The organism is Antarcticibacterium flavum (genome assembly GCF_006159205.1).
In the GTDB taxonomy this organism is placed as follows: Bacteria; Bacteroidota; Bacteroidia; order Flavobacteriales; family Flavobacteriaceae; genus Gillisia; species Gillisia flava.
In genome coordinates this window covers 1804640-1828704 of the sequence record NZ_CP040812.1, presented here as the reverse complement: position 1 = coordinate 1828704, position 24065 = coordinate 1804640, and the positions used below count along the sequence as shown (strand labels likewise).

18 protein-coding genes are annotated in these 24065 nt (G+C 43.2%); 14 read left to right on the top strand and 4 right to left on the bottom strand.

Going from position 1 to position 24065, the window contains the following annotated elements:
• Nucleotides 1-5 precede the first annotated feature (5 nt).
• Nucleotides 6-1532, bottom strand: a complete 1527-nt coding sequence (purH, locus tag FHG64_RS07590; RefSeq protein ID WP_139065838.1) for a bifunctional phosphoribosylaminoimidazolecarboxamide formyltransferase/IMP cyclohydrolase — start codon at nt 1530-1532, stop codon at nt 6-8.
• A gap of 142 nt (nt 1533-1674) precedes the next feature.
• On the opposite strand from purH, the gene FHG64_RS07585 reads away from it, so the two are divergent.
• Entirely contained in the window at nt 1675-2928 is a 1254-nt protein-coding gene (locus FHG64_RS07585; RefSeq protein ID WP_139065837.1) for an ABC transporter permease, read from the top strand.
• Nucleotides 2929-3424: 496 nt separating this feature from the next.
• Here the strand turns inward: FHG64_RS07585 and FHG64_RS07580 are convergent, their stop codons facing one another.
• On the bottom strand, nt 3425-3901 hold the full coding sequence (locus tag FHG64_RS07580) for a GAF domain-containing protein (RefSeq protein WP_139065836.1): 477 nt from the start codon (nt 3899-3901) through the stop codon (nt 3425-3427).
• An 84-nt stretch (nt 3902-3985) separates the two neighbouring features.
• Between FHG64_RS07580 and xrtF the strand changes: the two genes are divergently transcribed.
• From xrtF to FHG64_RS07510, 13 genes are all read left to right on the top strand, one after another.
• Entirely contained in the window at nt 3986-4549 is a 564-nt protein-coding gene (xrtF, locus tag FHG64_RS07575) for an exosortase family protein XrtF (protein ID WP_139065835.1), read from the top strand.
• On the top strand, nt 4527-4979 hold the full coding sequence (locus FHG64_RS07570; protein ID WP_139065834.1) for an exosortase F system-associated membrane protein: 453 nt from the start codon (nt 4527-4529) through the stop codon (nt 4977-4979). The genes xrtF and FHG64_RS07570 overlap by 23 nt, the downstream gene beginning before the upstream one ends.
• Before the next feature lie 113 nt (nt 4980-5092).
• Nucleotides 5093-5497 carry an HYC_CC_PP family protein gene (locus FHG64_RS07565; protein WP_139065833.1) on the top strand — a complete coding sequence of 135 codons (405 nt, stop codon included), beginning with the start codon at nt 5093-5095 and terminating at the stop codon, nt 5495-5497.
• A 130-nt stretch (nt 5498-5627) separates the two neighbouring features.
• Entirely contained in the window at nt 5628-9503 is a 3876-nt protein-coding gene (locus tag FHG64_RS07560; RefSeq protein WP_139065832.1) for an efflux RND transporter permease subunit, read from the top strand.
• Nucleotides 9493-10758 carry a TolC family protein gene (locus tag FHG64_RS07555; RefSeq protein ID WP_168191332.1) on the top strand — a complete coding sequence of 422 codons (1266 nt, stop codon included), beginning with the start codon at nt 9493-9495 and terminating at the stop codon, nt 10756-10758. Before FHG64_RS07560 ends, FHG64_RS07555 begins: the two co-directional genes overlap by 11 nt.
• Nucleotides 10759-10760: 2 nt before the next feature.
• A complete protein-coding gene (locus FHG64_RS07550; protein WP_139065830.1) occupies nt 10761-12518 on the top strand; it encodes an efflux RND transporter periplasmic adaptor subunit in 1758 nt (585 codons plus the stop codon).
• A 9-nt stretch (nt 12519-12527) separates the two neighbouring features.
• Nucleotides 12528-13091, top strand: coding sequence for a DUF2911 domain-containing protein (locus FHG64_RS07545; protein ID WP_139065829.1), 564 nt, complete (start codon nt 12528-12530; stop codon nt 13089-13091).
• A 407-nt stretch (nt 13092-13498) separates the two neighbouring features.
• The gene (locus tag FHG64_RS07540; protein WP_139065828.1) at nt 13499-13948 is read left to right on the top strand and encodes a DUF305 domain-containing protein; all 450 of its coding nucleotides are present in this window, start codon (nt 13499-13501) and stop codon (nt 13946-13948) included.
• A gap of 63 nt (nt 13949-14011) precedes the next feature.
• Nucleotides 14012-14725 (top strand): PepSY domain-containing protein, encoded by a 714-nt coding sequence (locus tag FHG64_RS07535; RefSeq protein ID WP_139065827.1) that lies wholly within the window; start codon nt 14012-14014, stop codon nt 14723-14725.
• A 36-nt stretch (nt 14726-14761) separates the two neighbouring features.
• Nucleotides 14762-15355 (top strand): DUF3347 domain-containing protein, encoded by a 594-nt coding sequence (locus FHG64_RS07530; RefSeq protein ID WP_139065826.1) that lies wholly within the window; start codon nt 14762-14764, stop codon nt 15353-15355.
• Between the two features lie 268 nt (nt 15356-15623).
• The gene (locus tag FHG64_RS07525) at nt 15624-16193 is read left to right on the top strand and encodes a helix-turn-helix domain-containing protein (RefSeq protein ID WP_139065825.1); all 570 of its coding nucleotides are present in this window, start codon (nt 15624-15626) and stop codon (nt 16191-16193) included.
• A gap of 93 nt (nt 16194-16286) precedes the next feature.
• Entirely contained in the window at nt 16287-16607 is a 321-nt protein-coding gene (locus FHG64_RS07520) for a four-helix bundle copper-binding protein (protein WP_139065824.1), read from the top strand.
• 141 nt (nt 16608-16748) lie between these two features.
• On the top strand, nt 16749-19976 hold the full coding sequence (locus FHG64_RS07510) for a heavy metal translocating P-type ATPase (RefSeq protein ID WP_246054334.1): 3228 nt from the start codon (nt 16749-16751) through the stop codon (nt 19974-19976).
• Between the two features lie 360 nt (nt 19977-20336).
• Here FHG64_RS07510 and FHG64_RS07505 read toward each other — a convergent pair whose 3' ends face one another.
• Nucleotides 20337-21212, bottom strand: coding sequence for a DUF7282 domain-containing protein (locus FHG64_RS07505; RefSeq protein ID WP_139065823.1), 876 nt, complete (start codon nt 21210-21212; stop codon nt 20337-20339).
• A 258-nt stretch (nt 21213-21470) separates the two neighbouring features.
• On the bottom strand, nt 21471-23969 hold the full coding sequence (locus FHG64_RS07500; protein ID WP_139065822.1) for a zinc-dependent metalloprotease: 2499 nt from the start codon (nt 23967-23969) through the stop codon (nt 21471-21473).
• Nucleotides 23970-24065: the final 96 nt, after the last annotated feature.

Below are 24065 nucleotides of genomic sequence, written 5' to 3'. Positions count from 1 at the left end.
TAAAATTAATGTTTAAAATGCCTTGTGCCTGTCATCACCATGGCAATATTATTATCATTGCAATAATCTATGCTTAATTGGTCCTTAATTGAACCACCGGGCTGGATAACAGCGGTTATTCCTGCATTTCCTGCTATTTCCACACAATCTGGGAACGGGAAAAAGGCATCACTTGCCATAACAGCGCCTTTAAGGTCAAATTCAAAAGAACCGGCTTTTTCAATACTGTGCCTAAGGGCATCTACCCTGGAGGTTTGCCCGGTACCGCTTGCGAGTAATTGCCTGTTTTTAGCTAAAACGGTGGTATTGGATTTTGTATGCTTGCAAATTTTTGATGCAAAAATCAGGTCATTTAACTCCTTAGCCGTAGGTTTATTATTGGTAGACTGCGTTAATTCATCTGCACGATCGGTTTTATGGTCCCTGTCCTGTACCAGTACCCCGTTTAAACAGGTGCGTACCAGGTGGGTAGGAAGTTCAGTTTCTTTCTGAATAAGAATGATCCTGTTTTTCTTTCCTTTCAATATCTCAATGGCTTCTTCAGAATAAGACGGAGCAATAACTACCTCACAGAATAAGTTGTGGATTTCTTCAGCAGTCGCGGCATCAATTTCCACATTGCTGATCAAAATTCCGCCGAAAGCTGAAACCGGATCCCCGGCCAAAGCATCTTTATAAGCTTCAAGGATCGTGTCCCTTTGAGCGAGTCCGCAGGCATTGTTATGCTTCAGGATAGCGAAAGTAGGTGCTTCCCCTTTAAATTCCTGCATTAGATTCACTGCGGCATCTACATCAAGAAGGTTGTTATAAGAAAGTTCCTTCCCGTGCACCTGGTCAAACATCTCATTGAAATCCCCGTAGAATGTACCTTTTTGATGCGGATTTTCACCATAACGAAGTGGCATCCCTTGAGAAAAGCTCTGCTTGAAAACCTCTTCTTCGGTATTTAGATAATTAAAGATCGCAGTATCGTAATGGGAAGAAACATTGAATGCCTTTGCTGCAAACCGCTTCCTGTCCTCAAAAGTGGTCTCTCCATTTTTTTCTGAAAGAAGATCCAGGAAAGCTGAATAATCCTCAACAGAAGAAACACAGATCACATCCTTAAAATTTTTCGCCGCGGCCCGGATTAGAGATATCCCTCCAATGTCTATTTTTTCAATAATATCAGCTTCAGAAGCACCTGAGGCTACAGTTTTTTCAAAAGGATAAAGATCCACGATCACAATGTCAATTTGCGGGATCTCGTACTTCGCCATTTCAGCTACATCTCCCTTATGATCCTGCCTGTTAAGAATTCCTCCGAATACCTTTGGATGTAAGGTTTTCACCCTTCCTCCAAGGATCGAGGGGTACGAGGTAACATCCTCTACGGGAATTACATCAATACCCAAATCCTTAATAAACTCCTCTGTACCTCCTGTTGAATAAATGCTGATTCCCAGCTCATTAAGCTTTCGGGCTATTGGTTCCAGCCCATCTTTACTAAAAACAGAAATAAGTGCAGATTTCGCAGATTTTAAATCGCTCATTGTGTTGTGTTTGTTAAGGTTGCAAAAGTAATTAAATCACCATAAAATCTAAAGATATCCTGTTTTATTTCTGGAAATTATTGTAACGAAAAACAACTGCCTGCGTCTTATCAATAATTGACGCCAAACACCTGTCATTTCTATGCTTATTTATCTAAGGCTTCTCAAGGAAAGTTTCAATTTCGCCATCAATGCGCTGCGCAATAACAAGCTTCGTACATTTTTATCTTTACTTGGGGTTACTATTGGGATCTTTTCTATAATCGCGGTCCTCGCTGCAGTGGATTCCCTGGAAAGGGAGATCAAGGGGACTATGAGTTCCCTGGATAACAGCACCATCATCCTTATGCGGTTTTCTTTTGGCCCAACAGAGGTGCCAAGGTGGAAAAGGGAGCAGTTTCCAGATATGTCCTATGACGAATACCAGTACCTTAACCGCAGTATGGACGATGTCGAGGCGATAAGCTATGCGATGAACGTGCCAAGGGAGAATATTCGCTATGGTGACATGACTGTTGAAAAGGTAGAAATTGGTGCTATTACTGAAGGTTATTATGATATCGAGGCACTGCAGCTGGAAACCGGAAGGTTCTTTAATGAAGCAGAATCTGTTAGCGGGTCACCGGTAATTGTACTGGGTCATGAAGTTGCCAACAATCTTTTTGGAAGCAGTGATCCCATAGGACAACAGGTTAGGCTCTATGGTAGAAAATTTTCAGTAATTGGAGTGCTGAAAAAGGAGGGCATGAACATCTTCGGGAACTCTAAGGACGAAGCTGCCTTGCTACCGGTAAATGTGGTGCGAAGGATCTACGGCGATAACAACAGGAATACCTTCCCGCAAATAGTGATAAAACCTGAAGCAGGGGTGGATAATGCCGAGTTCATAGCCAAATTAAAACAGCAACTGCGAAGTTACCGCGGACTCAAACCCGACGAGATCGATAATTTCTTTGTGAACCAGCTGCAGGGGTTTGCAGACCTTATTGATAACATCACCAGCCAGATGAATTTCATAGGCCTTATCATTAGCGGATTTTCACTTTTGGTTGGAGGATTTGGAATAGCCAACATCATGTTCGTGAGCGTGAAAGAACGCACAAACCTCATTGGGATACAAAAATCTTTGGGAGCAAAGAACAGGTTTATTTTATTTCAGTTCTTATTTGAAGCCGTTATCCTCGCGGTAATAGGTGGGCTTATTGGTTTATTCCTGGTTTGGCTGGTTTCACTTGCCGCATCGCAGTTCACAGGGGAATTCCAGTTTATTCTTTCCCCCTGGAACATGTTTCTTGGTACCGCAGTATCAGCAGCGATTGGATTGGTTTCGGGAATCATCCCGGCAATCTCTGCATCCAAGTTGGATCCTGTGGAGGCGATACGGACGGGAATGTAACAAAAGACCGCTGTCGCTGCTAGAATCAAGAGTCAAGACCGCTTCGCTGCAAGACCTGCACGAACAACGCCTAAGATTTTGAGAATACTTCTTCCCCGCCTTGAACCCTTCCGTCTTGATTGGCTGGAGCGTTTTTCCTGCCAGAATTTTTTTCTTAGCCAATCAATCCACCTCCCGATCACTATTGAAAGCCTGAAAAAAGGGAATTAGTTTTTTAAGGAATGCTATGTAAGATATGTGGTAAAAACTCTTTTTCCGCTTTGCCCCTCCGATTCCTATTGGAGCTAAAGGGTGGCTGAAAAAGTAGTATTCTTTTCATTCTACAAAGTAAAATTCTAGCCTCTAAATTCAAGACCCTTTTTGGTCGATACTTAGGCTTAGTGCTTGGAATTTGGTGCTTGAAATTTTTTCTCTTCTCTCTTCTCTCTATTCTTTAGTCTTGTCTCTTGGTTCTTGTCTCTTGGTTCTTAGCTGGAAATCTCTTAGAACGTTCCTGCTAAACAAGAAATCCCTCTGCCTCAATAACTTTAGCTACTTCAGCATTCACATATTCCAGAAATTTCTCGTCTTCTTTTGTAAAGGGATCCGGGGTGTTGGAGTCGATATCTATTTGTCCGAAGTTCTCGCCATTCACAAATAAAGGTACTACAATCTCTGCCTTTACATTGATGCTGCAGGCGATGTAGTTGTCCTGTGCTTTCACATCTGGCACCACGAAATTTTGATTTGAGACAGCAACCTGTCCGCAAATTCCTTTTCCGAAGGGGATGATAGTATGGTCTGTAGGCTCACCTACATAAGGTCCCAGTTTTAATTCCTCTTTATCTCCATTCTTGAAGTAAAAACCCACCCAGTTGTAATAGGTGATATTTTTTTCGAGAAGTGCACAAACCTCTTGAAGCCTGTTTTCTACAGAAACATTATTTTGAGCTAATATGGAGGTAACATCCTGTTTTAATTGTTGAAAAGCCATAACAAGTTTATTTTTCGCAAAAGTATTTAATTAATAGGTTTGGGAGGTTGCAATTTTCCATAAATTTGATAAAACCGGCCCCCGTTGCTTCAGTTATTTAAGAAATATAGATCTGTGGTAATCTTCATCCTTACCTTCCTTGGAAGTTACCTGGTGTTTTCTATGATCTATAATGTATACCTGGATCTTTCTGACGGCTCCCGCTATTACCCCGATTTTTTCACGCATCTGGTCTCTGTACAAAGCGAGGCGGTGATCAAAGCAATAGGCTATAGCGCTCATATTTTGCCGCATGGTGAGGAGCCTTCCATGAAACTTTTTATCAATGATGTTTTTCTTGCCAGGGTTGTGGAAGGTTGTAATTCCATAAGTATTGTCATTCTCTTCACTTCCTTTGTGCTTGCGTTTTTTTCAAGGGTGAAAACCACCTTGCTTTTTATCCTGGCAGGGGCAGTGATCATTTATGCTATGAACATCGTGCGTATTGCGCTGCTCACCATCGGGATTTATGAATATCCCCAATATGCCGAATTCCTACATAGCATAGCTTTTCCGCTGGTAATTTACGGGACTGTCTTTATCCTCTGGATCATATGGGTGCGAATATTTTCTAAAACTGGTAGCGATGACGGTAAAAACAAGATATAGGGTTGCCGGGATCTCCCTGCTGGTGGGGTTGTTGGTCCTGATACGTTATTTTGAACATAAGTTATTTTATGATCCTCTAATACATTTCTTTTACTCAGATTATCTCAATGGGGGTGTGCCTAATTTTGAAACTACAAGATTATTGCTGAATGTAGTTTTTCGCTATTTTCTCAATTCACTTATCTCACTAGGGATCATCTACATTGCTTTCTTTGACCGAAATATCCTTAAATTTTCTGTGCTCCTGTATTCCCTGCTGTTTTTTCTCTGTTTCCCGGTTTTCATGTTTTTGGTCTTTACAATAGAAAATGAGAATTTTCTTGCGTTGTTTTACGTGCGCAGGTTTTTGATTCATCCCGTTTTCATCATCATTCTATTGCCGGCTTTTTATTATTACAGGTTGCTGGAAAGGAGAAAGAAGCAGCTGTAAATATTGAAAACACTGTTACAGAGATATTTGGAATGTAGTTTTTCATAGCTTCTGAAAGCTCCAACTTTCACATTTTGCAGCACCAATTGAAAAATTGTATATCTTTGTGCCGTATGGAAAAGCCTTTTCATAAAATAATTGCTTCTTCGATGGCATTTTTAGTGCTGTTGTCCACCTTCTCTTTTGTGGTGGATATGCATTACTGCGGAAGCATTTTAGTAGACAAGGCCGTTTTCTCAAAAGCTGAAACCTGCGGGATGGCGATGCATTCCGGGATTGAAGGTTTAACTGAAGATTCCTGCTGTACCAATGAACAGATCGCTGTTGAAGGACAGGATGAACTCAAGGTTAATTTTGAGAAACTGGACCTGCAGCAACAGGTTTTCCTCGCATCATTTACTTATTCTTATATAAATCTCTTTGAAGGTGTTCCACAGGCAACAGAACCTTATAGAGATTATTCCCCACCCTTGCTGGTCACAGACATACAGTTGCTGGACCAGGTCTTTTTAATTTGATTTAAATAATTTTTCAGGTTATCTGCACTTTCATTTTGATATGAGTAAGCAGATGGGACTGTTTTGTTTATGCGTTGTGCCGAATTTCAAGCCTTCAGCAAGACTAGAAAAAATTATTTAAATCAAGTACATGTTTAATAAAGTAATTAAATATTTCCTCTACAACAGGCTGGTCACCATTCTATTATTGGCTGCCTTTATAGGCTGGGGAATGGTTACCGCTCCCTTTGACTGGGATACAGGTTTTCTGCCAAAAGATTCTGTTCCCGTTGATGCCATTCCTGATATTGGTGAGAATCAGCAAATAGTTTTTACCGACTGGCCCGGGCGTTCCCCGCAGGATATTGAGGACCAGATCACGTATCCGCTTACATCTTCCCTTTTGGGGATAAGCGGGGTAAAATCAATACGGAGTACTTCCATGTTCGGTTTCTCCAGTATTTATATCATTTTTGAGGAAGGGGTAGAATTCTATTGGTCCCGTTCCCGGGTACTTGAAAAACTAAATTCCCTGCCCGGCGGCCTCCTGCCGGACGGGGTGCAGCCCGCGCTGGGGCCAGATGCTACTGCCCTGGGACAGGTGTACTGGTACACCCTGGAAGGCCGTGATCCCGATGGGAATGTAACCGGTGGCTGGGACCTGCATGAGCTGCGGCGTATACAGGATTATTATGTGAAGTTGGGGTTAAGCGGAGCCTCCGGAGTCTCTGAGGTAGCCTCTGTTGGCGGCTTTGTGCAGGAATATCAAATAGATGTGGACCCGGATGCCTTGCGTGCATACGGTGTAGGAATTGATATGGTGATGATGGCGGTGCAGAATTCCAACAGGGATATTGGCGCTAAGACTCTTGAGATAAATAAGGTGGAGTACATGGTACGCGGCCTTGGATATATTAAATCGATTGAGGATATAGAAAATACGGTTGTCACCGTCAATGACAACACCCCAGTTCTGGTACGTGACCTGGGCAGGGTTAGCCTTGGTCCGGAAGAGCGAAGAGGAGTGCTGGACAAAGGCGGGGCAGAGGTTGTTGGAGGGGTAGTGGTTGCCAGGTATGGGTCGAACCCGCTGGAGGTCATTGAAAATACCAAGGCAAAAATACAGGAGATCTCTGCCGGTCTTCCTCAAAAAACCCTGGCAGATGGCACTATAAGTAAACTTACCATTGTCCCGTTCTATGACAGGACGCAACTTATACAGGAAACAATTGGCACCCTGGAGGAAGCTCTTTCCCACGAGATCCTTATCAGTATTTTGGTGATCATAGTGCTCGTGCTCAATCTACGGGCCTCCCTGCTTATTTCCAGTTTGCTCCCTGTAGCGGTGCTAATGACTTTTATAGTCATGCGTTATTTTGGGGTGGACGCCAATGTGGTTGCACTTTCCGGGATAGCGATCGCCATTGGGGTGATGGTGGATGTTGGAATTGTGTTCGTCGAGAATACCATAAGGCACCTCGAGATGAAGAAGAACCATGGGGCTAGTGGTGCCCGGTTACTGGAGGTTATAAATAAAGCCACCATCGAAGTAGCTCCTGCAGTGACTACGGCACTTGCCACTACGATCGTGAGTTTCCTGCCGGTATTCTTTATGGAAAATGCTGAAGGAAAATTGTTCAGGCCGCTGGCTTTTACCAAGACCTTTGCGTTGGCAGCTTCCTTCTTTTTAGGTATCCTTATCCTTCCGATGCTTTCTTATTATGCATTTAATTTAAGATTACATAAGGAGAAGGCAGTAAGGATTTGGAATATCGCTCTTATTGTGCTGGGGCTTTTCCTCGCCATTTATTTCTGGTTCTGGTTGCCTCTTGCACTTGTGATAATTGGGATTGTAAGGTTACTGGAAGACCGTAATCCCGACTTCCTGGGAAGATACTCCAATAAGATCACGTTGTTTATTATCCTGGCAACGACTTTATTTTTCCTTACCCAGGAGTGGTTGCCATTAGGGTACCATAACTCATTGGTTGAGAATTACCTTTTTGTGATTGTCCTGCTGGCAATTACTCTTTTGGTTCTCCTGGGTATAGTAAGGTATTACAAGCCAATTCTTAGCTGGTGCCTGGAGAACAAGGGAACTTTCCTATTGGTGCCGCTTATCACCATTCTTTTTGGAGCTATAATATGGCTCGGTTTTCCTAATATCTTCGGATTTGTGGCCAATGGTTTTGATAAAGTGGGGGTAAACGTTCGAACTACCAAAGTCTGGAGCGGGATGGCTCACACCTTCCCGGGAGTGGGAAAAGAATTTATGCCCACACTTAATGAGGGTAGTTTCCTTTTGATGCCCACGGCCATGCCACATGCGGGAATAGAAGCCTCCCAGCAAACCCTGCGGCAACTGGATATCGCGGTAACTGCAATCCCTGAAGTGGAGATCGCGGTTGGAAAAATGGGAAGGATTGAAAGCGCACTGGATCCCGCTCCCATTTCTATGTATGAGAATGTGATCAATTATAAATCTGAATACATATTATCAGATGCCGGAAGACCGGTGTCTTTCAAAGTCGATCGCGATCGCAGGTTTATCCTAAAATCGGGGGATACTTTGGAGCATTCTGTTGCAGTGGAACGAGGTGTGAGCAGGGAAGAACTTATAGAGGACAAAGACGGAAGATATTTCAGAAACTGGAGAGATCATATCAATAGTCCGGATGATATCTGGGATGAGATCGTGCAAAGGACAAGGCTACCGGGGGTGACTTCAGCTCCAAAACTTCAGCCTATAGAAACAAGACTGGTGATGCTGCAAACCGGAATGCGGGCACCAATGGGAATTAAGGTGTACGGACCCGATCTGGAGACAATTCAGGAATTCGGGATACAACTGGAGGGGCTTCTTAAGGAGGTGCCATCGGTCAAGGCCGGGGCAGTGTTTGCCGACAGGATCGTTGGGAAGCCCTATTTGGAAATAGATATTGATCGAAATGCCATAGCGAGATATGGACTCAGTATAGAAAACGTGCAGCAAACCCTGGAAACCGCGGTGGGTGGAATGGAGATCACCAGCACCGTAGAAGGCCGGGAGCGTTTCCCGGTGAGAGTACGGTATCCGCGGGAGTTAAGGGATGATCCTGAAAGTATAAAAAGGATCCTTGTTCCCACTCCTTCCGGTCCGCAGATCCCGCTGGGGGAACTTGCAAAAATCACCTATGTGCGCGGTCCGCAAATGATCAAAAGTGAGGATACCTTTTTGGTAGGTTATGTGTTGTTCGATAAAATGGAAGATTTTGCTGAGGTGAATGTAGTCAACGATGCGCAACAATATTTACAGGATAAAATTGACAGCGGCGAATTGAGTGTTCCCGCTGGAGTAAGCTATAAGTTCAGTGGAAACTATGAGAACCAGGTACGGGCGGTAAAAAGGCTGTCCATAGTTATACCTATAAGTTTGATCATTATTTTCCTGCTGTTGTACTTTCAGTTCAAGACCATTATTGCTTCTACCATTCACTTCTCAGGGGTGTTTGTAGCCTTTGCCGGCGGATTCATTATGATCTGGCTCTACGGGCAACCCTGGTTTATGGATTTCTCAATTTCAGGAATGAATATGAGGGATCTGTTCCAAATGGGGAATATTAACCTTAGTGTCGCGGTATGGGTAGGTTTCATCGCTTTGTTCGGGATTGCGACAGATGATGGGGTACTTATGGGAACTTATATCCACCAGGTGTTTGAGAAAAGGGATCCGCAAACGGTACCCGAAGTTCGGGCAGCAGTAATGGAAGCCGGTCTTAAAAGAGTGCGTCCTGCGATGATGACCACCGCGGTGACGATAATCGCCCTCTTTCCTGTACTTACCTCCAGGGGTAAGGGAGCAGATATCATGGTGCCTATGGCGATACCAATAGTTGGAGGAATGATCATTCAGATCATGACCATTTTCGTAGTTCCAATTTTACAAGCCTACTGGAGAGAAACAGTTGTTTCGCGCACCAACTCCCCACAAGCGGGAGAGACTAACCTTCAGGTTAATAACTCCAAAAAATTTGATGATGAGAAATAAGATTATAAAAGGTATAGGAGCTATTCTCCCCCTTTGGGGGTTGGGGGGATTATTCTTCCTTAGTAGTATGTTCTCCTATTCCCAAACCCTTGAGAACTACCTTCAAATGGCGGCAGAGAATAATCCGAAGGTTAAATCGGCTTACTCGCAGTTCGAGGCAGCCATGCAGCAGGCGCCGCAGGTTGCCAGTCTTCCCGATCCCACGCTCACGATGAGCGCCTTTGGAAGGATGATAGAGACCCGTCTTGGTGCACAGGAAGCCAGGTTTTCCTTTATGCAGATGTTCCCCTGGTTTGGAACACTAAAGGCAAAAGAAGATGCTGCGGTATTGCGGGCAGAGGCGAGATTTCAGCAATACCTGGATGCACGAAATGAGGTTTTCTTCGGAATAAAATCTGTTTATGCAGAGCTCTATGCCCTTGAGGAGAGTATAAAGATCAGGAAAGAGAACCTGGAGATCCTGGATTCTTACAGGGAGCTTGCTCTTAGCCGGTTCAAAAGTGGGAGTTCTCCGATGGTAAATGTGGTTAAAACCGACATACAGAGAGAGGCTGCCAAAACAGAAATTGAATTGATGGAAGACCAGCGACGGCCACTAATTATTCGGTTGAACCTAATGCTGTCCCGGGAGCCGGGGGCAGTTGTGAAGGTAGAAGATACACTTACTTTCCCTGCAGCTGTTGTGGGCGGAAGGAACGAGGTGCTTTTTGGCAATCATCCTACCGTAGCTGCACTTGAAAAACAACAGCAGGCGTATGAGATGGAAAAGGTTATAGCAGATAAGGAAGGAATGCCCATGGTGGGGCTTGGAGTAGATTATTCCATCATTTCCAAAAGAACAGATGCCAACCCTCCAATGAACGGGCAGGACGCGATTATGCCAATGGTATCGGTTACGCTACCCATTTTTAGAAAAAGGATAAAAGCAGCAAAAAGGGAAGCTGAACTTATGGCTGAAGGCATGGAGTATGAGCAGGAAGCAGCAATCAACGAATTGCAGGGGAGATTATCCGGGGCTCAGTTTCGGTTATCAAGAGCGAACAAGCTTTTAGACCTGTATGAACGGCAATTGGAAAGTAGTGCTCAGGCAAACACGCTATTGATCTCGGCCTTTAGTAATGCAACGGTGGATTACGAAGAAGTGCTGCAAATGAATCAGGATATTTTAAACCTGGAAACTCAAAGGATAGAGGCTATTAAGGAAGGCTTTACTGCGCAGGCAGAAATAGAATATTTATTCTCAATAACAGAGTAATTATGAAAACAGAAACCAAAAAATATTTAAAATGGGTAGGGATCCTGGTCCTGGGAATTTTCCTGGGCTGGGTAATATTTGGTGGCTACAGTGATGATCACGCAGAGCATAGTGATGTAGCAGCCGGGCAGGAACAGGTATGGACCTGCTCCATGCACCCGCAGATAAGACAGGAGGAACCCGGGGATTGCCCAATTTGCGGGATGGATCTTATTCCCCTGGAAGCAGATGAAATGGGAGATGCCACAACCGGTTATAGCATGAGCGAGAATGCAATGCGACTTGCTAATGTGGAAACGATGATAGTGGGAAGCAGAAGTGCCAACAGGGAGATAAGGTTAAACGGAAAAGTGCAAATAGATGAAAGAAATTCCTACTCCCAGTCTACTCATATCCCCGGAAGGATAGAACGGCTGAATATCAACTTTACCGGAGAAAGGGTGCAGCGGGGACAAACCCTGGCCACTGTATATTCGCCGGAAATGGTCACGGCCCAGGAAGAATTACTGCAGGCAGCCCGGATAAGGGAAAGTCAGCCGGAATTATTCCAGGCCGCGAGGGAAAAATTGAGAAACTGGAGGATTGGAGATGCGCAAATAGACCGCATCCTCTCCAATAACACCCCTATACAACGTTTTCCAATTACTGCAGATGTTGCAGGAGTGGTAACAGAAAAAATGGTGAACCTGGGAGATTATGTGGAACGCGGAATGCCACTTTACCAAATAGCCGATCTTTCGAGGGTATGGGTGTTGTTTGATCTCTATGAAAGCGATCTGGCCGCGGTGAGGGAAGGAGACGAGATCGAATTTAGGATCAACTCCCTGCCCGGGGAAACCTTTGAAGGATCGATAAGCTTTATAGATCCGCTTTTGGGCGGACAAACAAGGGTGGCTACCGCAAGGGTTGAGGTAGAGAATAAGGCTGGCAGGCTTAAACCTGAAATGTTCGCAACAGGAATTGTAGAAGCAGGAGGGACAGTTGAGTCTCCGCAGCAACTAACCATTCCGAATTCGGCAGTTCTCTGGACCGGGAAACGTTCCGTAGTCTATGTTAAGGAACAGGCAAATGGAAGAGCTGTGTTTAATATGAGAGAAGTAACCTTGGGGAATTCCCTTGGAAATTCCTATGTAGTTCTTGATGGTCTTGAAGAGGGAGAGGAAATTGTCACTAACGGAACCTTTACCATTGACGCCGCGGTTCAACTTTCCGGCAGGGCCAGCATGATGAATCCGGAGCAGGCGCCAATGTCCACAGGACATGATCACGGGGACGGCACCCGTGTGATGGAAGATCACGTAGAAGTTGAGGTGGGAGAGCCGGTGAAGAATGAATTACGAAAGGTCCTTAATAAATACCTGGAATTAAAAGATGCCCTGGTGAGTGATAATTCGGCGCTGGCGGGAGAAAAGGCAAAAGAGCTGGAGAAATCCTTGTCTACTCTTACACTGCCATCATTAAGTACTGAGGAAAAGAAAATCTATGATAGTTTTCATAAGGAGATGACAACAGCTGTAAAGAAGATTATCGGTGCAGGTAACATCGAAGCTCAAAGGGAACATTTTATTGAATTATCCACCACCACAATTGGTTTAGTGAAAACCTTTCAGCTTTCGGGGGATGGGTTATATGTACAGCGATGTCCTATGGCCAACAGCGATAGGGGAGCGAACTGGCTAAGCAGGTCCAACGAGATTAGAAATCCATATTTTGGTAGTTCCATGCTTACCTGTGGGGAGGTAATAGAAACCATAAATTAAGAAGTAAAGATGAAGAAATTATTGATTATAGCAGCCCTGAGCTTAATAAGCTGTGGAGAAGATAAAAAGAAGGAGGAGCACCATCATACCCCTGTACAAAATGAGAATAAAGCGGCCTCCCTGAGTCCTCATACAAGCGAAATGGAAGTGATAGGAGGTGCGCATATTCACATAGATTATTCGGCACCCAGTGTAAGGGATAGAATAATCTTTGGAGGCTTGGTTGGATATAATACGGTGTGGCAGGCAGGAGCCCATAATGCAACCTGGATAGAGACAGACAAAGATCTGTTAATCAATGGTGAAACCCTTCCGGCTGGTAAATACGGTTTCTTTGTAATTCCGGGAAAAGAAAATTGGGAAGTGATCTTCAATTCACGCTGGGAACAACACGGGAAGGATGATTATGATGAGGCGGAGGATGTGCTTAGGATGGAAGTGACCCCGGATACCCTTAGTGAAACTCAGGAGCAGCTGAGGTATGAGATAGAAAAGAAATCCGACAAAGAGGGAGTTATAAGCCTGGCGTGGGAGAAGATTAAAATAGAACTGCCGTTTGAGGTGCAGGATTGAGAGAAATTGTGGAATTTTGAGTTGTCTAGATTGGCAGGAGAGAACGGGCGCAGTGTGAGGATGATCGTTAGTTTAAAACCTTAGATGCTGAACCTTTAAACCAGGTACCTTTGATGAACGTTTTTTGTCCCTTTAGGGACCAAATATGGGTAGATATGAAAAAAAGGAAGACCACCGTGCCTTTAGGTACGGCATATAATAAGCCTGATTTATATTCTGTACCTACGGCACAGGTAGCTTCTGATTATTTTTTCTACCAATAGATAGTCCCTATGGGACAGGAATAAAATAATGAAGATCAAATCCTGAGGCAGGTAATGGAAAGCCGAATTCACCATGAAGAGTCGAGGCTAATTAGAGAAAGAGAAAAGAGATATATAAAGTAGTAACAACCAAAAACAAACAATATGAACAACTATCTAAAATTCGGTTTAATGATGTTGACCTCCTTCATCATAATGTATGCGGTCATGTTCTTCAATGTGGACGTGTTTGGCCACGTGATGCTTAGCACTATGCGCACCTATATGACAATTTTAATGATAGCCCCAATGGCCATCACTATGATGTTGTACATGTGGGGAATGTATAAGAACAAAAAGACCAATTATGTTATTATAGGGGTGGCTGCAGTGGTTTTTGTAGTTACATTTTATATGATGAGAGCCCAGACAGGTATAGGGGATGTGCAGTATATGAAGGGTATGATCCCTCACCATTCCTCTGCCATACTTACCAGCCAGGAAGCCAATATCCAGGATCCTGAGGTGAAGAAGCTGGCAGAAGAGATCATCAAGGCCCAAAAAGAGGAGATCGCCCAAATGAAAGCTTTGATAGAAAGACTGGAACAACAATAGAGGAAACGCTGCGAAAGATAGAAAATTCAATAAATTTGCAGATAATTTTAGAAAGATATAAAATTGGCTAACCGAAAGACCATCCTCAAATACAGAAAGGTTCACCGCTATCTTGGGATCTTTATCGGCCTACAATTTATTATGTGGACTGTAAGTGGATTGTATTTTAGCTGGACCAACCTTGATGAGATACACGGCGATCATTTCAAGAAGCACCACCCTGAGGTTATCGGTTTTAATAACTTAGGCCTGCCGGGAGATGCATTGGAAAAAATAGAGGTGGAAAGCCTTGAGTTAAAGGAAATAGCCGGGCAGCCGTATTACCTTGTCAATGGGAAGATTCTAATCAACGCTCAAACCGGAAAAGAAAAAACAGAATTGTCCAAAGAGGAGGCCCTGGATATTGCGGGAAGACATATGGCAGAAGGATTGGAAATTGCAGGAATTGAAAGGATTGAAGAAACCGGGAAACATCATGAATACAGGAGTGGCTCCCTCCCTGCATATGTGATCTCCTATAAAACTCCTGAAAATTTGAAAGCCTATGTTTCAATAAAAGATGCCAGCTTTAAAAGTGTTCGGCACCGGGACTGGAGATGGTTTGACTTCCTGTGGATGACCCATACTATGGATTATGAGGGAAGGGATGATTTTAATAACACGATCCTGCGGGTTTTCTCGCTGTTAGGTTTAATAACTGTCCTTAGCGGATTCCTATTATGGTATCTCACCTCTCCTTCTATTTACAGGATCAAAGAATTTATAACACGAAAATAATTTTTAACTATAATCTGAATTTTAAACAAGCACAAAATGAAAAAAACTCTTAGAAATTTAATGATGTTAAGCCTTGTGGCAGGAACTTTATCAATGACCTCCTGCAGGGAAACAAAAGAAGATGAAGCTGCAGAGCCAATGCAACACGAAATGCGCGAGGGAGAGGACATGGAGCATGATATGGACCACACCACTGGAGATGACGTGGTGCTAAACGATGAGATCACGGCAGAATTCCAGGATGAGGAGATCGCATCTGTATACCAGCATTACATAGATATCAAGCAGGCCCTTGTTCAAACCGATGCAGAAATGGCCCAGGACCGGGCAAAAGGGATGATCGCAGATCTGGAAACAGAGGAAGGTTTTGAAGACCTTGCAGCATCGGCCAGAAGGATCTCCACTTCCACTAATGTGAATGAGCAAAGAGAAGCCTTCTCAGACCTTACCAAAGCTATGGAAACAAAACTTGAAGGAGCACTTGCTTCGGGAGAGATATATAAGCAGTACTGTCCTATGGCTTTTGAGGGAAAAGGTGATGCCTGGTTCTCAAATGTAAAGGAGATAAGAAATCCCTATTACGGAGATAAAATGCTTAAATGTGGTAGGGTAGAAGCTACCATACAATAGTACTATTAAACCCGGCAAGTTTTTGCCGGGTTTATATTTTCTCAAATTCAAAATCGTTATTCACCGGGTAAAGAATCAAGAATCAAAAGCCACGACAAAATGAGGAATGACTAGTAATGATGTTCTTTTTGAAGAAGCTAAACATTTTTACCAGACAATAATGATCCCAAATCTCAATTCTCATATCTCAATTCTCATATCTCAATTCTCATATCTCATATCTCAAATCTCATATCTCAAATCTCAAATCTATTCCGGATAAATCAATATGAACAAAAACGTCCTTTACATTAAGAACATGGTTTGTGACCGCTGCATCCTTGCGGTAAAGGAGGTGATGGAGAAAAACCATATTCCTTTGCATAATATAACTCTGGGGGAGGTTGAAATTGAAAGGAAACTTTCTCCCGATGAGGAAAATATCCTTAATCAGCATTTGGATAAGCTGGGATTTCAGCTTATTGGCGACAGGGAGAGCAGGCTGGTGAACAGGGTAAAATCGCTTATAATTAAAAGCGTATATGAAGACAAGGCCTTCAGAAATAAAAATCTTTCAGAAATATTAAAGGAAGACCTGCACCTTGATTACAGCCATTTAAGTTCTGTATTTACCCGCAGTGAAGGAAAAAGCATCCAGCATTATCAACAGGAGGTAAAGACTGAAAGAATCAAGGAACTTCTGGAATATGATGAGCTTAGCATCCAGGAAATTGCTATGGACATGGGTTACAGCAGCCCCGCTTATCTTTCTACCCAATTCAAAAAAACTACCGGGATCACTCCATCCCAATATCGCGCAAAGCATTTAAGGTCCAGAAATTCTTTGGATTCAATATAAAATCCCGGGATTTTATAAAATTTTACCATAATATTAAAAGTCATTACGGTTTCTTCTGCTTAACTTTAATGTAAACCATTAAAAACCAATATTATGAGAAATGAAAAATTGATCCATGCATTAGGTAAATGCATCAATGCGTGTAACTATTGTGCAGATGCGTGCCTTGATGAAGACAATGTAAAAATGATGGCTACCTGTATAAGAACAGACCGGGTATGTGCAGAGGTTTGCTCTACACTTAACCAGGTATTATCTACTAAGTATAAAGATGTACAGGGACTTATTGATTACTGTATAAAAGTGTGCGAAGCCTGTGCAAATGAGTGTGAGAAACACGAACACCAGCATTGCAAGGATTGCGCAAAAGCCTGCCGTGAATGCGTAGAGGCTTGCAGAAGCTATGCTGCTTAAGAAATCAAATTAACCCCGGAACCTCCGGGGTTTTTTAATGGCCAATTCTCCTTCAAACACATAAAATCACAATTTATTTCTCTAAAACTGAAAGTACGGCAGGATAGGATATCTTAATTTTGTTTAATTAATTCTGAAGCTATGAAACATACATATCGAATATCAGGAATGACCTGCAACGGCTGCCGGACGCATGTGGAGAAGGTTTTGAAAGAAGTTCCCGGAGTGAAAAATGCTTCGGTCAATCTTGAAAAAGCTGAAGCGGAGGTGGAGATGGGAAGACATATCAAAACTGAGGAATTTCAGCAGGCATTAAAGAAACATGGCGGGAATTATAGCATTTCAGATCTTTCTGATGCAGAGCCTTCAGCAGGGAATTCAGAGAAGAATAAAGTTAGGGTCCATAAATATTCAGTCTCAGGGATGACCTGTAACGGCTGCCGGACGCATGTGGAGAAGGTTTTGAAAGAAGTTCCCGGAGTGAAAAATGCTTCGGTCAATCTTGAAAAAGCTGAGGCTGAGGTGGAGATGGAAAGACATATCAAAACTGAGGAATTTCAGCAGGCATTAAAGAAACATGGCGGGAATTATAGCATTTCAGATCTTTCTGATGCAGAGCCTTCAGCAGGGAATTCGCAGGATAATAAAGTGATGGTACATAAATATTCAGTCTCAGGGATGACCTGTAACGGCTGCCGGACGCATGTGGAGAAGGTTCTTAATGAAGTTCCCGGAGTGAAAAATGCTTCGGTTGATCTTGAAAAGGCTGAAGCTGAGGTGCAGATGGAGAGGCATATTAAAACTGAAAAATTTCAGCAGGCCCTGGCGAAAGATGGCGGTAGCTATGGAATAACAGACAAGACTTCCACCGGAGTACGGCAGGAATATAAGATAACCGGGATGACCTGTAAAGGCTGTCGGCAACATGTGGAGGATCTTTTAAACAAGGTTGAAGGTGTGGAATCTGTGGCTGTAGACCTTGAAAAAGAAGTGGCGGTTGTAACTATGGATCGCTCTATTCCCGTTGAGGAATTCAGAAAAATATTTGAGAAGGATGGCGGGACTTATAATATCTATCTGCCCTGGGAGGACCGGGAGCAGATGAAAAAGGAAGCTGCCAAACCAAAGGGAACGGGCACCGGCACCTTTTACTGTCCTATGCATTGTGAGGGAGAGAAAACTTATGACAAGCCGGGCGACTGTCCCGTTTGCGGAATGGACCTGGTGGAGGAGATGAGTTTCAAGAGTGCCGGGACAACTTATACCTGCCCAATGCATCCTGAGATTGAGCGGGATGAACCGGGGGATTGCCCAATTTGCGGGATGGATTTGGTTCCCGTTGAGCCGGAACCTTCAGCAGAGGAAAAGGGCTATCAAAAGCTTCTGAGGAAATTAAAGATCGCCACTGCATTTACCCTGCCTATTTTCATCATCGCTATGTCTGAGATGATCCCGGGTAATCCACTATATGATATCATGGATATGTACTACTGGAACTGGGTGCAGTTTGTACTTTCAATCCCTGTAGTTTTCTATGCCACGTGGATGTTCTTTGAACGGGCGTACAAATCTATTCTCACCTGGAATTTGAATATGTTTACTCTTATTGGGATAGGTGCAGGGATTGCGTGGATCTTTAGTGTCTTCGGTCTTCTTGTACCCGGTTTTTTTCCGGAACAGTTTTTAACACACCACGGCACTGTACATGTATATTTCGAAGCAGCCACCGTGATCCTAACGCTGGTCCTGCTGGGACAGGTGATGGAAGCCAGGGCTCATTCCAGGACCAATTCCGCGATCAAGGAGTTGCTTAAACTTTCCCCAAACACCGCAATAAGGGTTGTAAACGGGCAGGAGGAAACAGTGCCTACAGACCAAATTATGGTTGGTGACATCCTGCGGGTTAAGCCCGGCGGAAAGATTCCGGTGGATGGGATTATTGAGACCGGTAGTACCAGCATAGATGAATCGATGATCACCGGGGAGCCAATTCCGGTTGATAAAGCTGAAGGTGAAAAAGTAACATCGGGAACCATCAATGGGAACCAGTCCTTTACAATGAAGGCAGAGAAGGTTGGGAATGAAACCCTTCTTGCACAGATCATCAAAATGGTAAATGATGCCAGCCGTTCCCAGGCGCCCATTCAAAAACTGGCAGACAGGATCTCGGCCTATTTTGTGCCCGTAGTGGTGATCATTTCTATCATTACTTATATCGTATGGGCTATTTATGGCCCGGAACCTTCTTATGTCTATGCTCTTATTAATGCCATTGCGGTATTGATCATCGCCTGTCCATGTGCGCTGGGGCTTGCCACCCCAATGTCTGTTATGGTAGGAGTTGGGAAGGGAGCGCAAAACGGGGTGCTTATCAAGAATGCCAGGGCGCTGGAACAAATGGATAAAGTAGATGTGCTCATTATTGATAAAACCGGAACAATTACAGAAGGCCGTCCAAGTGTGGAAAAAGTAGTGTCTGCAGGAAATCTTTCCGAAGAAAAACTCACAGCTATTATAGCCGGAGTAAACAGTATGAGTGAACATCCACTTGCCGAGGCAACGGTTAAATATGCCCGGGAGAAGAAGATCACCCTTCCTGAAGCCTCTTCCTTTATCGCGGTTACCGGAAAAGGGGTAACAGGAAATGTGCAGGATAAAAAAATAGCCCTGGGTAATGAGAAGCTCATGAAGGAAGTGAATGCCGGGATTACAGCTAATTTAAGAAGCCAGGTGGAAGCAGAGCAGGAGCTGGGAAAAACTGTTTCTTATCTCGCGGTAGGAGGCAAGGTTGAAGGTTATATTACTATTACAGATCCTATTAAGCAAACCAGTAAAGCTGCCCTTAAGGAGTTGCTCGACGAAGGCCTGGAGGTGATCATGCTCACAGGAGATAATGAAAAAACAGCAGGAGCTGTTGCCGGGGATCTACATCTTACCAGCTTTAAAGCAGGGATGCTTCCCGGGGATAAATTACAGGAGGTGGAGCGCCTGCAGCAAAGTGGAAAGAAAGTAGCAATGGCAGGAGACGGCATTAATGATGCTCCGGCACTTGCGAAAGCCGATATTGGTATCGCTATGGGCACAGGGGCCGATGTTGCTATAGAAAGTGCGGAGATCACACTGGTGAAGGGAGACCTGCAGGGGGTTGTGAAAGCAAAAAAGCTGAGTAAGAAGGTGATGAGGAATATAAAAGAAAATCTCTTCTTTGCGCTTATTTACAACACCCTGGGAGTGCCAATTGCTGCAGGGGTTTTATATCCTGTATTTGGGATCCTGCTGTCACCAATGATCGCTGCTCTTGCAATGAGTTTTAGTTCTGTTTCTGTAATAGCAAATGCGCTGAGGTTGAGAGGAGCAAGCTTGAAATAAATTGAAAAAAGATCCCGCCGGGTGGCGGGATCTGGTAGGGGAAAATTTTTCCTATCTGTATAGTGGCTTAATTCAAACAGATTGGTGCAATGAAAACTCAATACTTTTCCCTTTGGGAATAACCTGGGGTTGTTTATTATTTCAAATATTCATTCTCTTAGATTTATACTCGCCAGTATAAAACAAAACTGATTTTTTAAGTAACTTTCTGGTTCTGTAATATTTAGACTTCATTTCCCGAAAAAGGTTTAAGAGGGATATAATATTTAATCATAAAAAAAGGAACTGCTGAAAAACAGTTCCTTTTTTATGATTTCAATTTCAATTCTGGTTTACAAGCTCTTAATAAATTTTATTTGACTATTGAATTGTAAATCCTCCGGTAGTACTTCTATTCCAAACAAATCTACCTTCACCTGTAGTAGTGTCAAAACCATATCTTTCAGGAAGGTCTTCTGTACCTCCAGGGGTGTAGGTGAATTCCTGGTCGGCAGGATCATCATTGTAAAGCCTTGGATATATTGTGTATCCTGAATAGTCAAAGTCTGGATCATCAAATGCCACGGTGAAATCATCCCAGGTTCCGGCTTCTACAAAACCACTACCAAGGATCTCATCTTCGTTAATAGTTCCATCTTCATTTTCTCCATAGAGTACGATCCATCCATCATTGAGTGTATTCACATTGCTAAAGGTTACTTCATTATTTTCAGTAACCATCTGGTTGTCAGCAGCCATAAGGCTTGGAGCCAAAACATTTACCGTTTCACTCACATTTTCTCCTGCTGCATTTTGAATAGGACTATCAGGTCCGCTTGTAGTTTCATATTCAAATGTACCGGCAACTCCCGCATCCCGGTGAAGCATGATTACAATATCATCTCCCTCTTCATCCCCGGTTAGGTTAGCATCACTGGTTAATTCAAGTTCCACATTGGTGTGAGTTCCTTCTTCCAGCCAAACAGATTCAGAAACTATTCCTGCCTCGGTTTCTTCCCCGGCATTTCTGGCAACAAGCCAGCTGTCCTGGCCTACGGTTACGCTCTGTACAATAATAGTGTTTTGAGAAATTGTTTGCTGGTCCTGGACTGTGATCGAACCTGTTGGATCTGGATCAGGATCAATAATCACGTCATCAATGTCATCATCATTACTACAGCTTGTAAAGCCCACTGCGAAAATTGAAAAAGCAAAGTACGTAAGATACTTTGCAAAATTGTTACTTAAGGTTCTCATAGTTAATATATTAGGTTAATAAATCAATAGCGCAATGTGAAAAAAAATATTCCATCGTGGAAATTTTTAAGACTGCAAGGCCTCATATTTATTACCTTTTTAACTACTTTCTTAAGGTCTACTAAATGTATCTGCCGGTTGGGAGGTTATTTGTGAAAAACCGTTAACTGCTTCCTATTCGGGTGTTTTTTTGACATAAAATCAAAAAAAATCTACCGCTTTTGGCGGTAGATTTTACATTGTCAAATAATTTATATGTTATTTGATGGGATTGAGTATAAGATCAATTCTTTCAGCGGCATCCATCAAGTGGTACCGGGTAAGTTGATCGCCAGATCTATTTGCTGCATTTCTAATACTGCGCTGCAGGGAAACCAGTTCTCCTCTTACTACAGGACGTATATCACTTTGAGCTACATTGATGTTACTGCGTGAAACAAATCTTCTAAACCTTGCAGGAAGTTCATCCTGGTCTTCAGTCATAAGATGTTCCATTCTTTCAATGTAAGCGCGTTGCAGGTTTCTTCTGTAGCGGTCAATTTTTTGACCCCGGTTAAGTTCGCTCCAAATGCCGTTTCTTAGTTCGGTCATCATATCTAACAAAGAATAAGCATCATTGCCGTTTATCTCCTCATTTTCCATAAGCCTTGCCATTCTTCCGAAGTCAAGAAGGTTGTTGAGGGTTCTCTCCTGGGTACCACGAAGCCTTTCCACATTTCCATCGAATTCAATCCTGCTGAAAATGTCCTGATCAATTAACCACTCTGGTGTGGTAAACAGTTCATCCTGAAGGAACTTCATTGCCTTCTTCTGCTTATCTTTAGGAACGTGCGTATAAACCGGACCTTCCTGGTCGTAAGTCTTGTAATATTGATATACACCACCTACATTGGCAGCAACGTGCCCCATATAACGGTTGTATTGTCCAAGGACCTGCCCGTACATAGTATCAAGGTCATCGTATTCCTTACCATCTTCAGCCGTCCACTCAATTAGATTAGGTACGATACGCTTAAGGTTGGCGATACCATACTCGCTGGCAAGAACTGCATCATCACCAAGATCCTCTGTTTGTGAACTTGGATCTATCACGCCACCACTCTGCTGGCTTCCGAAGCGATACATAGGATCATCCTGATGTTTAAGGATCCATTGGTCAAGTATCTCCTTCTCCTCTGTAGCCGATTTATCCAGGATTGGCCTGTAACCCCACTCTACAGAGTATTTATCGTAAATTCCAATGTTTGGCATTAAAGCAACATCCCCATCTCCAGGTTGTGCGATATAATTAAATCGTGCATAATCCATTATAGAAGGGGCCGTTCCAAATTCTTTTGTAAACTCAGGATCCCGTAATTTTTCTACAGGGTAAGCGACACTGCTTCCCATGTTATGAGGAAGTCCAATTGTATGACCTACTTCGTGAGAAGACACAAAACGAATTAATCTTCCCATAACTTCGTCCTTAAATTGTACGCCACGTGCATCTTCATTAATAGCAGCAGTTTGTACAAAGAACCAGTTCCTTAATAAGGTCATTACATTGTGGTACCAGTTGATATCACTTTCCAGGATCTCCCCGCTACGTGGGTCACTTACGTGTGGCCCGTTTGCATTTGGAATTGGAGAAGCAAGATATCTTACAACACTGTATCTAACATCCTCCGGGCTCCAGTCTGGATCTTCCTCATATGTAGGAGGGTCTTTGGCTATAATGGCATTTTTAAATCCTGCAGCTTCAAAAGCAACCTGCCAGTCTTCTATTCCCTGTTTAATATAAGGTACCCATTTCTTAGGAGTAGCCCTGTCTACATAATAAACAATTTGTTTCTTAGGTTCTACAAGTTCCCCTCTTTTGAATTTTTCAATGTCCTCATCTTTAACCTCAAGTCTCCAACGATCCAGGTAGCGTACTGTTTTGGATTCCTGGTTTGGAAGGCCGTAATCTGTTTGTCCACGTGCGAACCAACCTACACGCTGGTCAAAATAACGGCGCTTCATTGGTTCCTTTGGAAGCAGGATCATAGAGTTGCTCAATTCTATAGAAATTGAACCTGTACTGGCATTCGAAGGAGGGTCTCCCGCATTGTATGTTTTTACGTGCCTAACCTCGAGATTTTCAGGATAGCTGCGAATAGTGTCTATATAAGACCTGCTCTCATCCAGCCTGCTCACCTTGTATTGTTTTCTATCCCTGTCTGGAAGGCCAAGTGCCATGATATCCTTTGTGTAAAGGTCTGTCACCTCAATTACATAATTGTTGTTTACAGAATCCTTGGAGATCGCTTTTATTGGGAAGGTGTGAAGTACCGGTTCAAAATTGGAATTCACAACAGCTTCGTGGATTGGCAAAGAATCTGCCGCATAGATCTCGTGAGATACTACTCTAAGAAGGATGTGGTTATTCTTCTTGTTCCAGCGGTGTACCTGTGTGTTTTGTTTACCTCCACCAAAACCAATTCCGGTAGCAGTTTTTGCAATACGGGTCACAGTTAGCATCTCGCGGTTCAAGAGACTGTCTGGTATTTCATAGAAATACTTCTCATCAATTTTGTGAACAGTGAAAAGACCTTTGTCTGATTTTGCATTTTTGGTAATTACTTTGTCATACGGCTTTAAACCGTTTTTATCCTGGGATTCCGGTTTCTCGGATGCTGCTGCCGTGCTTTTCTTATCATTTTTTTGAAAAACGGCACAACCGGAAACAGATAAGGATAGGGCTACTACCAATAGCCTGAACGTGAATTGTTTGGTCATGAAAACTTTTTTTTAATTTAATAGTATTTAGATACTGAAGAGTGATATAGCACGGGAAGTGCAGGTATAAGACGATCCAGCGGTTAATAATTTGAC

Excerpts from the sequence above, each read along its gene's own strand:
- purH (WP_139065838.1), bottom strand. The coding sequence starts at position 1,532 with ATGAGCGATTTAAAATCTGCGAAATCTGCACTTATTTCTGTTTTTAGT.
- FHG64_RS07585 (WP_139065837.1), top strand. The coding sequence starts at position 1,675 with ATGCTTATTTATCTAAGGCTTCTCAAGGAAAGTTTCAATTTCGCCATC.
- FHG64_RS07580 (WP_139065836.1), bottom strand. The coding sequence starts at position 3,901 with ATGGCTTTTCAACAATTAAAACAGGATGTTACCTCCATATTAGCTCAA.
- FHG64_RS07570 (WP_139065834.1), top strand. The coding sequence starts at position 4,527 with ATGACGGTAAAAACAAGATATAGGGTTGCCGGGATCTCCCTGCTGGTG.
- FHG64_RS07565 (WP_139065833.1), top strand. The coding sequence starts at position 5,093 with ATGGAAAAGCCTTTTCATAAAATAATTGCTTCTTCGATGGCATTTTTA.
- FHG64_RS07560 (WP_139065832.1), top strand. The coding sequence starts at position 5,628 with ATGTTTAATAAAGTAATTAAATATTTCCTCTACAACAGGCTGGTCACC.
- FHG64_RS07555 (WP_168191332.1), top strand. The coding sequence starts at position 9,493 with ATGAGAAATAAGATTATAAAAGGTATAGGAGCTATTCTCCCCCTTTGG.
- FHG64_RS07550 (WP_139065830.1), top strand. The coding sequence starts at position 10,761 with ATGAAAACAGAAACCAAAAAATATTTAAAATGGGTAGGGATCCTGGTC.
- FHG64_RS07545 (WP_139065829.1), top strand. The coding sequence starts at position 12,528 with ATGAAGAAATTATTGATTATAGCAGCCCTGAGCTTAATAAGCTGTGGA.
- FHG64_RS07540 (WP_139065828.1), top strand. The coding sequence starts at position 13,499 with ATGAACAACTATCTAAAATTCGGTTTAATGATGTTGACCTCCTTCATC.
- FHG64_RS07530 (WP_139065826.1), top strand. The coding sequence starts at position 14,762 with ATGAAAAAAACTCTTAGAAATTTAATGATGTTAAGCCTTGTGGCAGGA.
- FHG64_RS07525 (WP_139065825.1), top strand. The coding sequence starts at position 15,624 with ATGAACAAAAACGTCCTTTACATTAAGAACATGGTTTGTGACCGCTGC.
- FHG64_RS07520 (WP_139065824.1), top strand. The coding sequence starts at position 16,287 with ATGAGAAATGAAAAATTGATCCATGCATTAGGTAAATGCATCAATGCG.
- FHG64_RS07510 (WP_246054334.1), top strand. The coding sequence starts at position 16,749 with ATGAAACATACATATCGAATATCAGGAATGACCTGCAACGGCTGCCGG.
- FHG64_RS07505 (WP_139065823.1), bottom strand. The coding sequence starts at position 21,212 with ATGAGAACCTTAAGTAACAATTTTGCAAAGTATCTTACGTACTTTGCT.
- FHG64_RS07500 (WP_139065822.1), bottom strand. The coding sequence starts at position 23,969 with ATGACCAAACAATTCACGTTCAGGCTATTGGTAGTAGCCCTATCCTTA.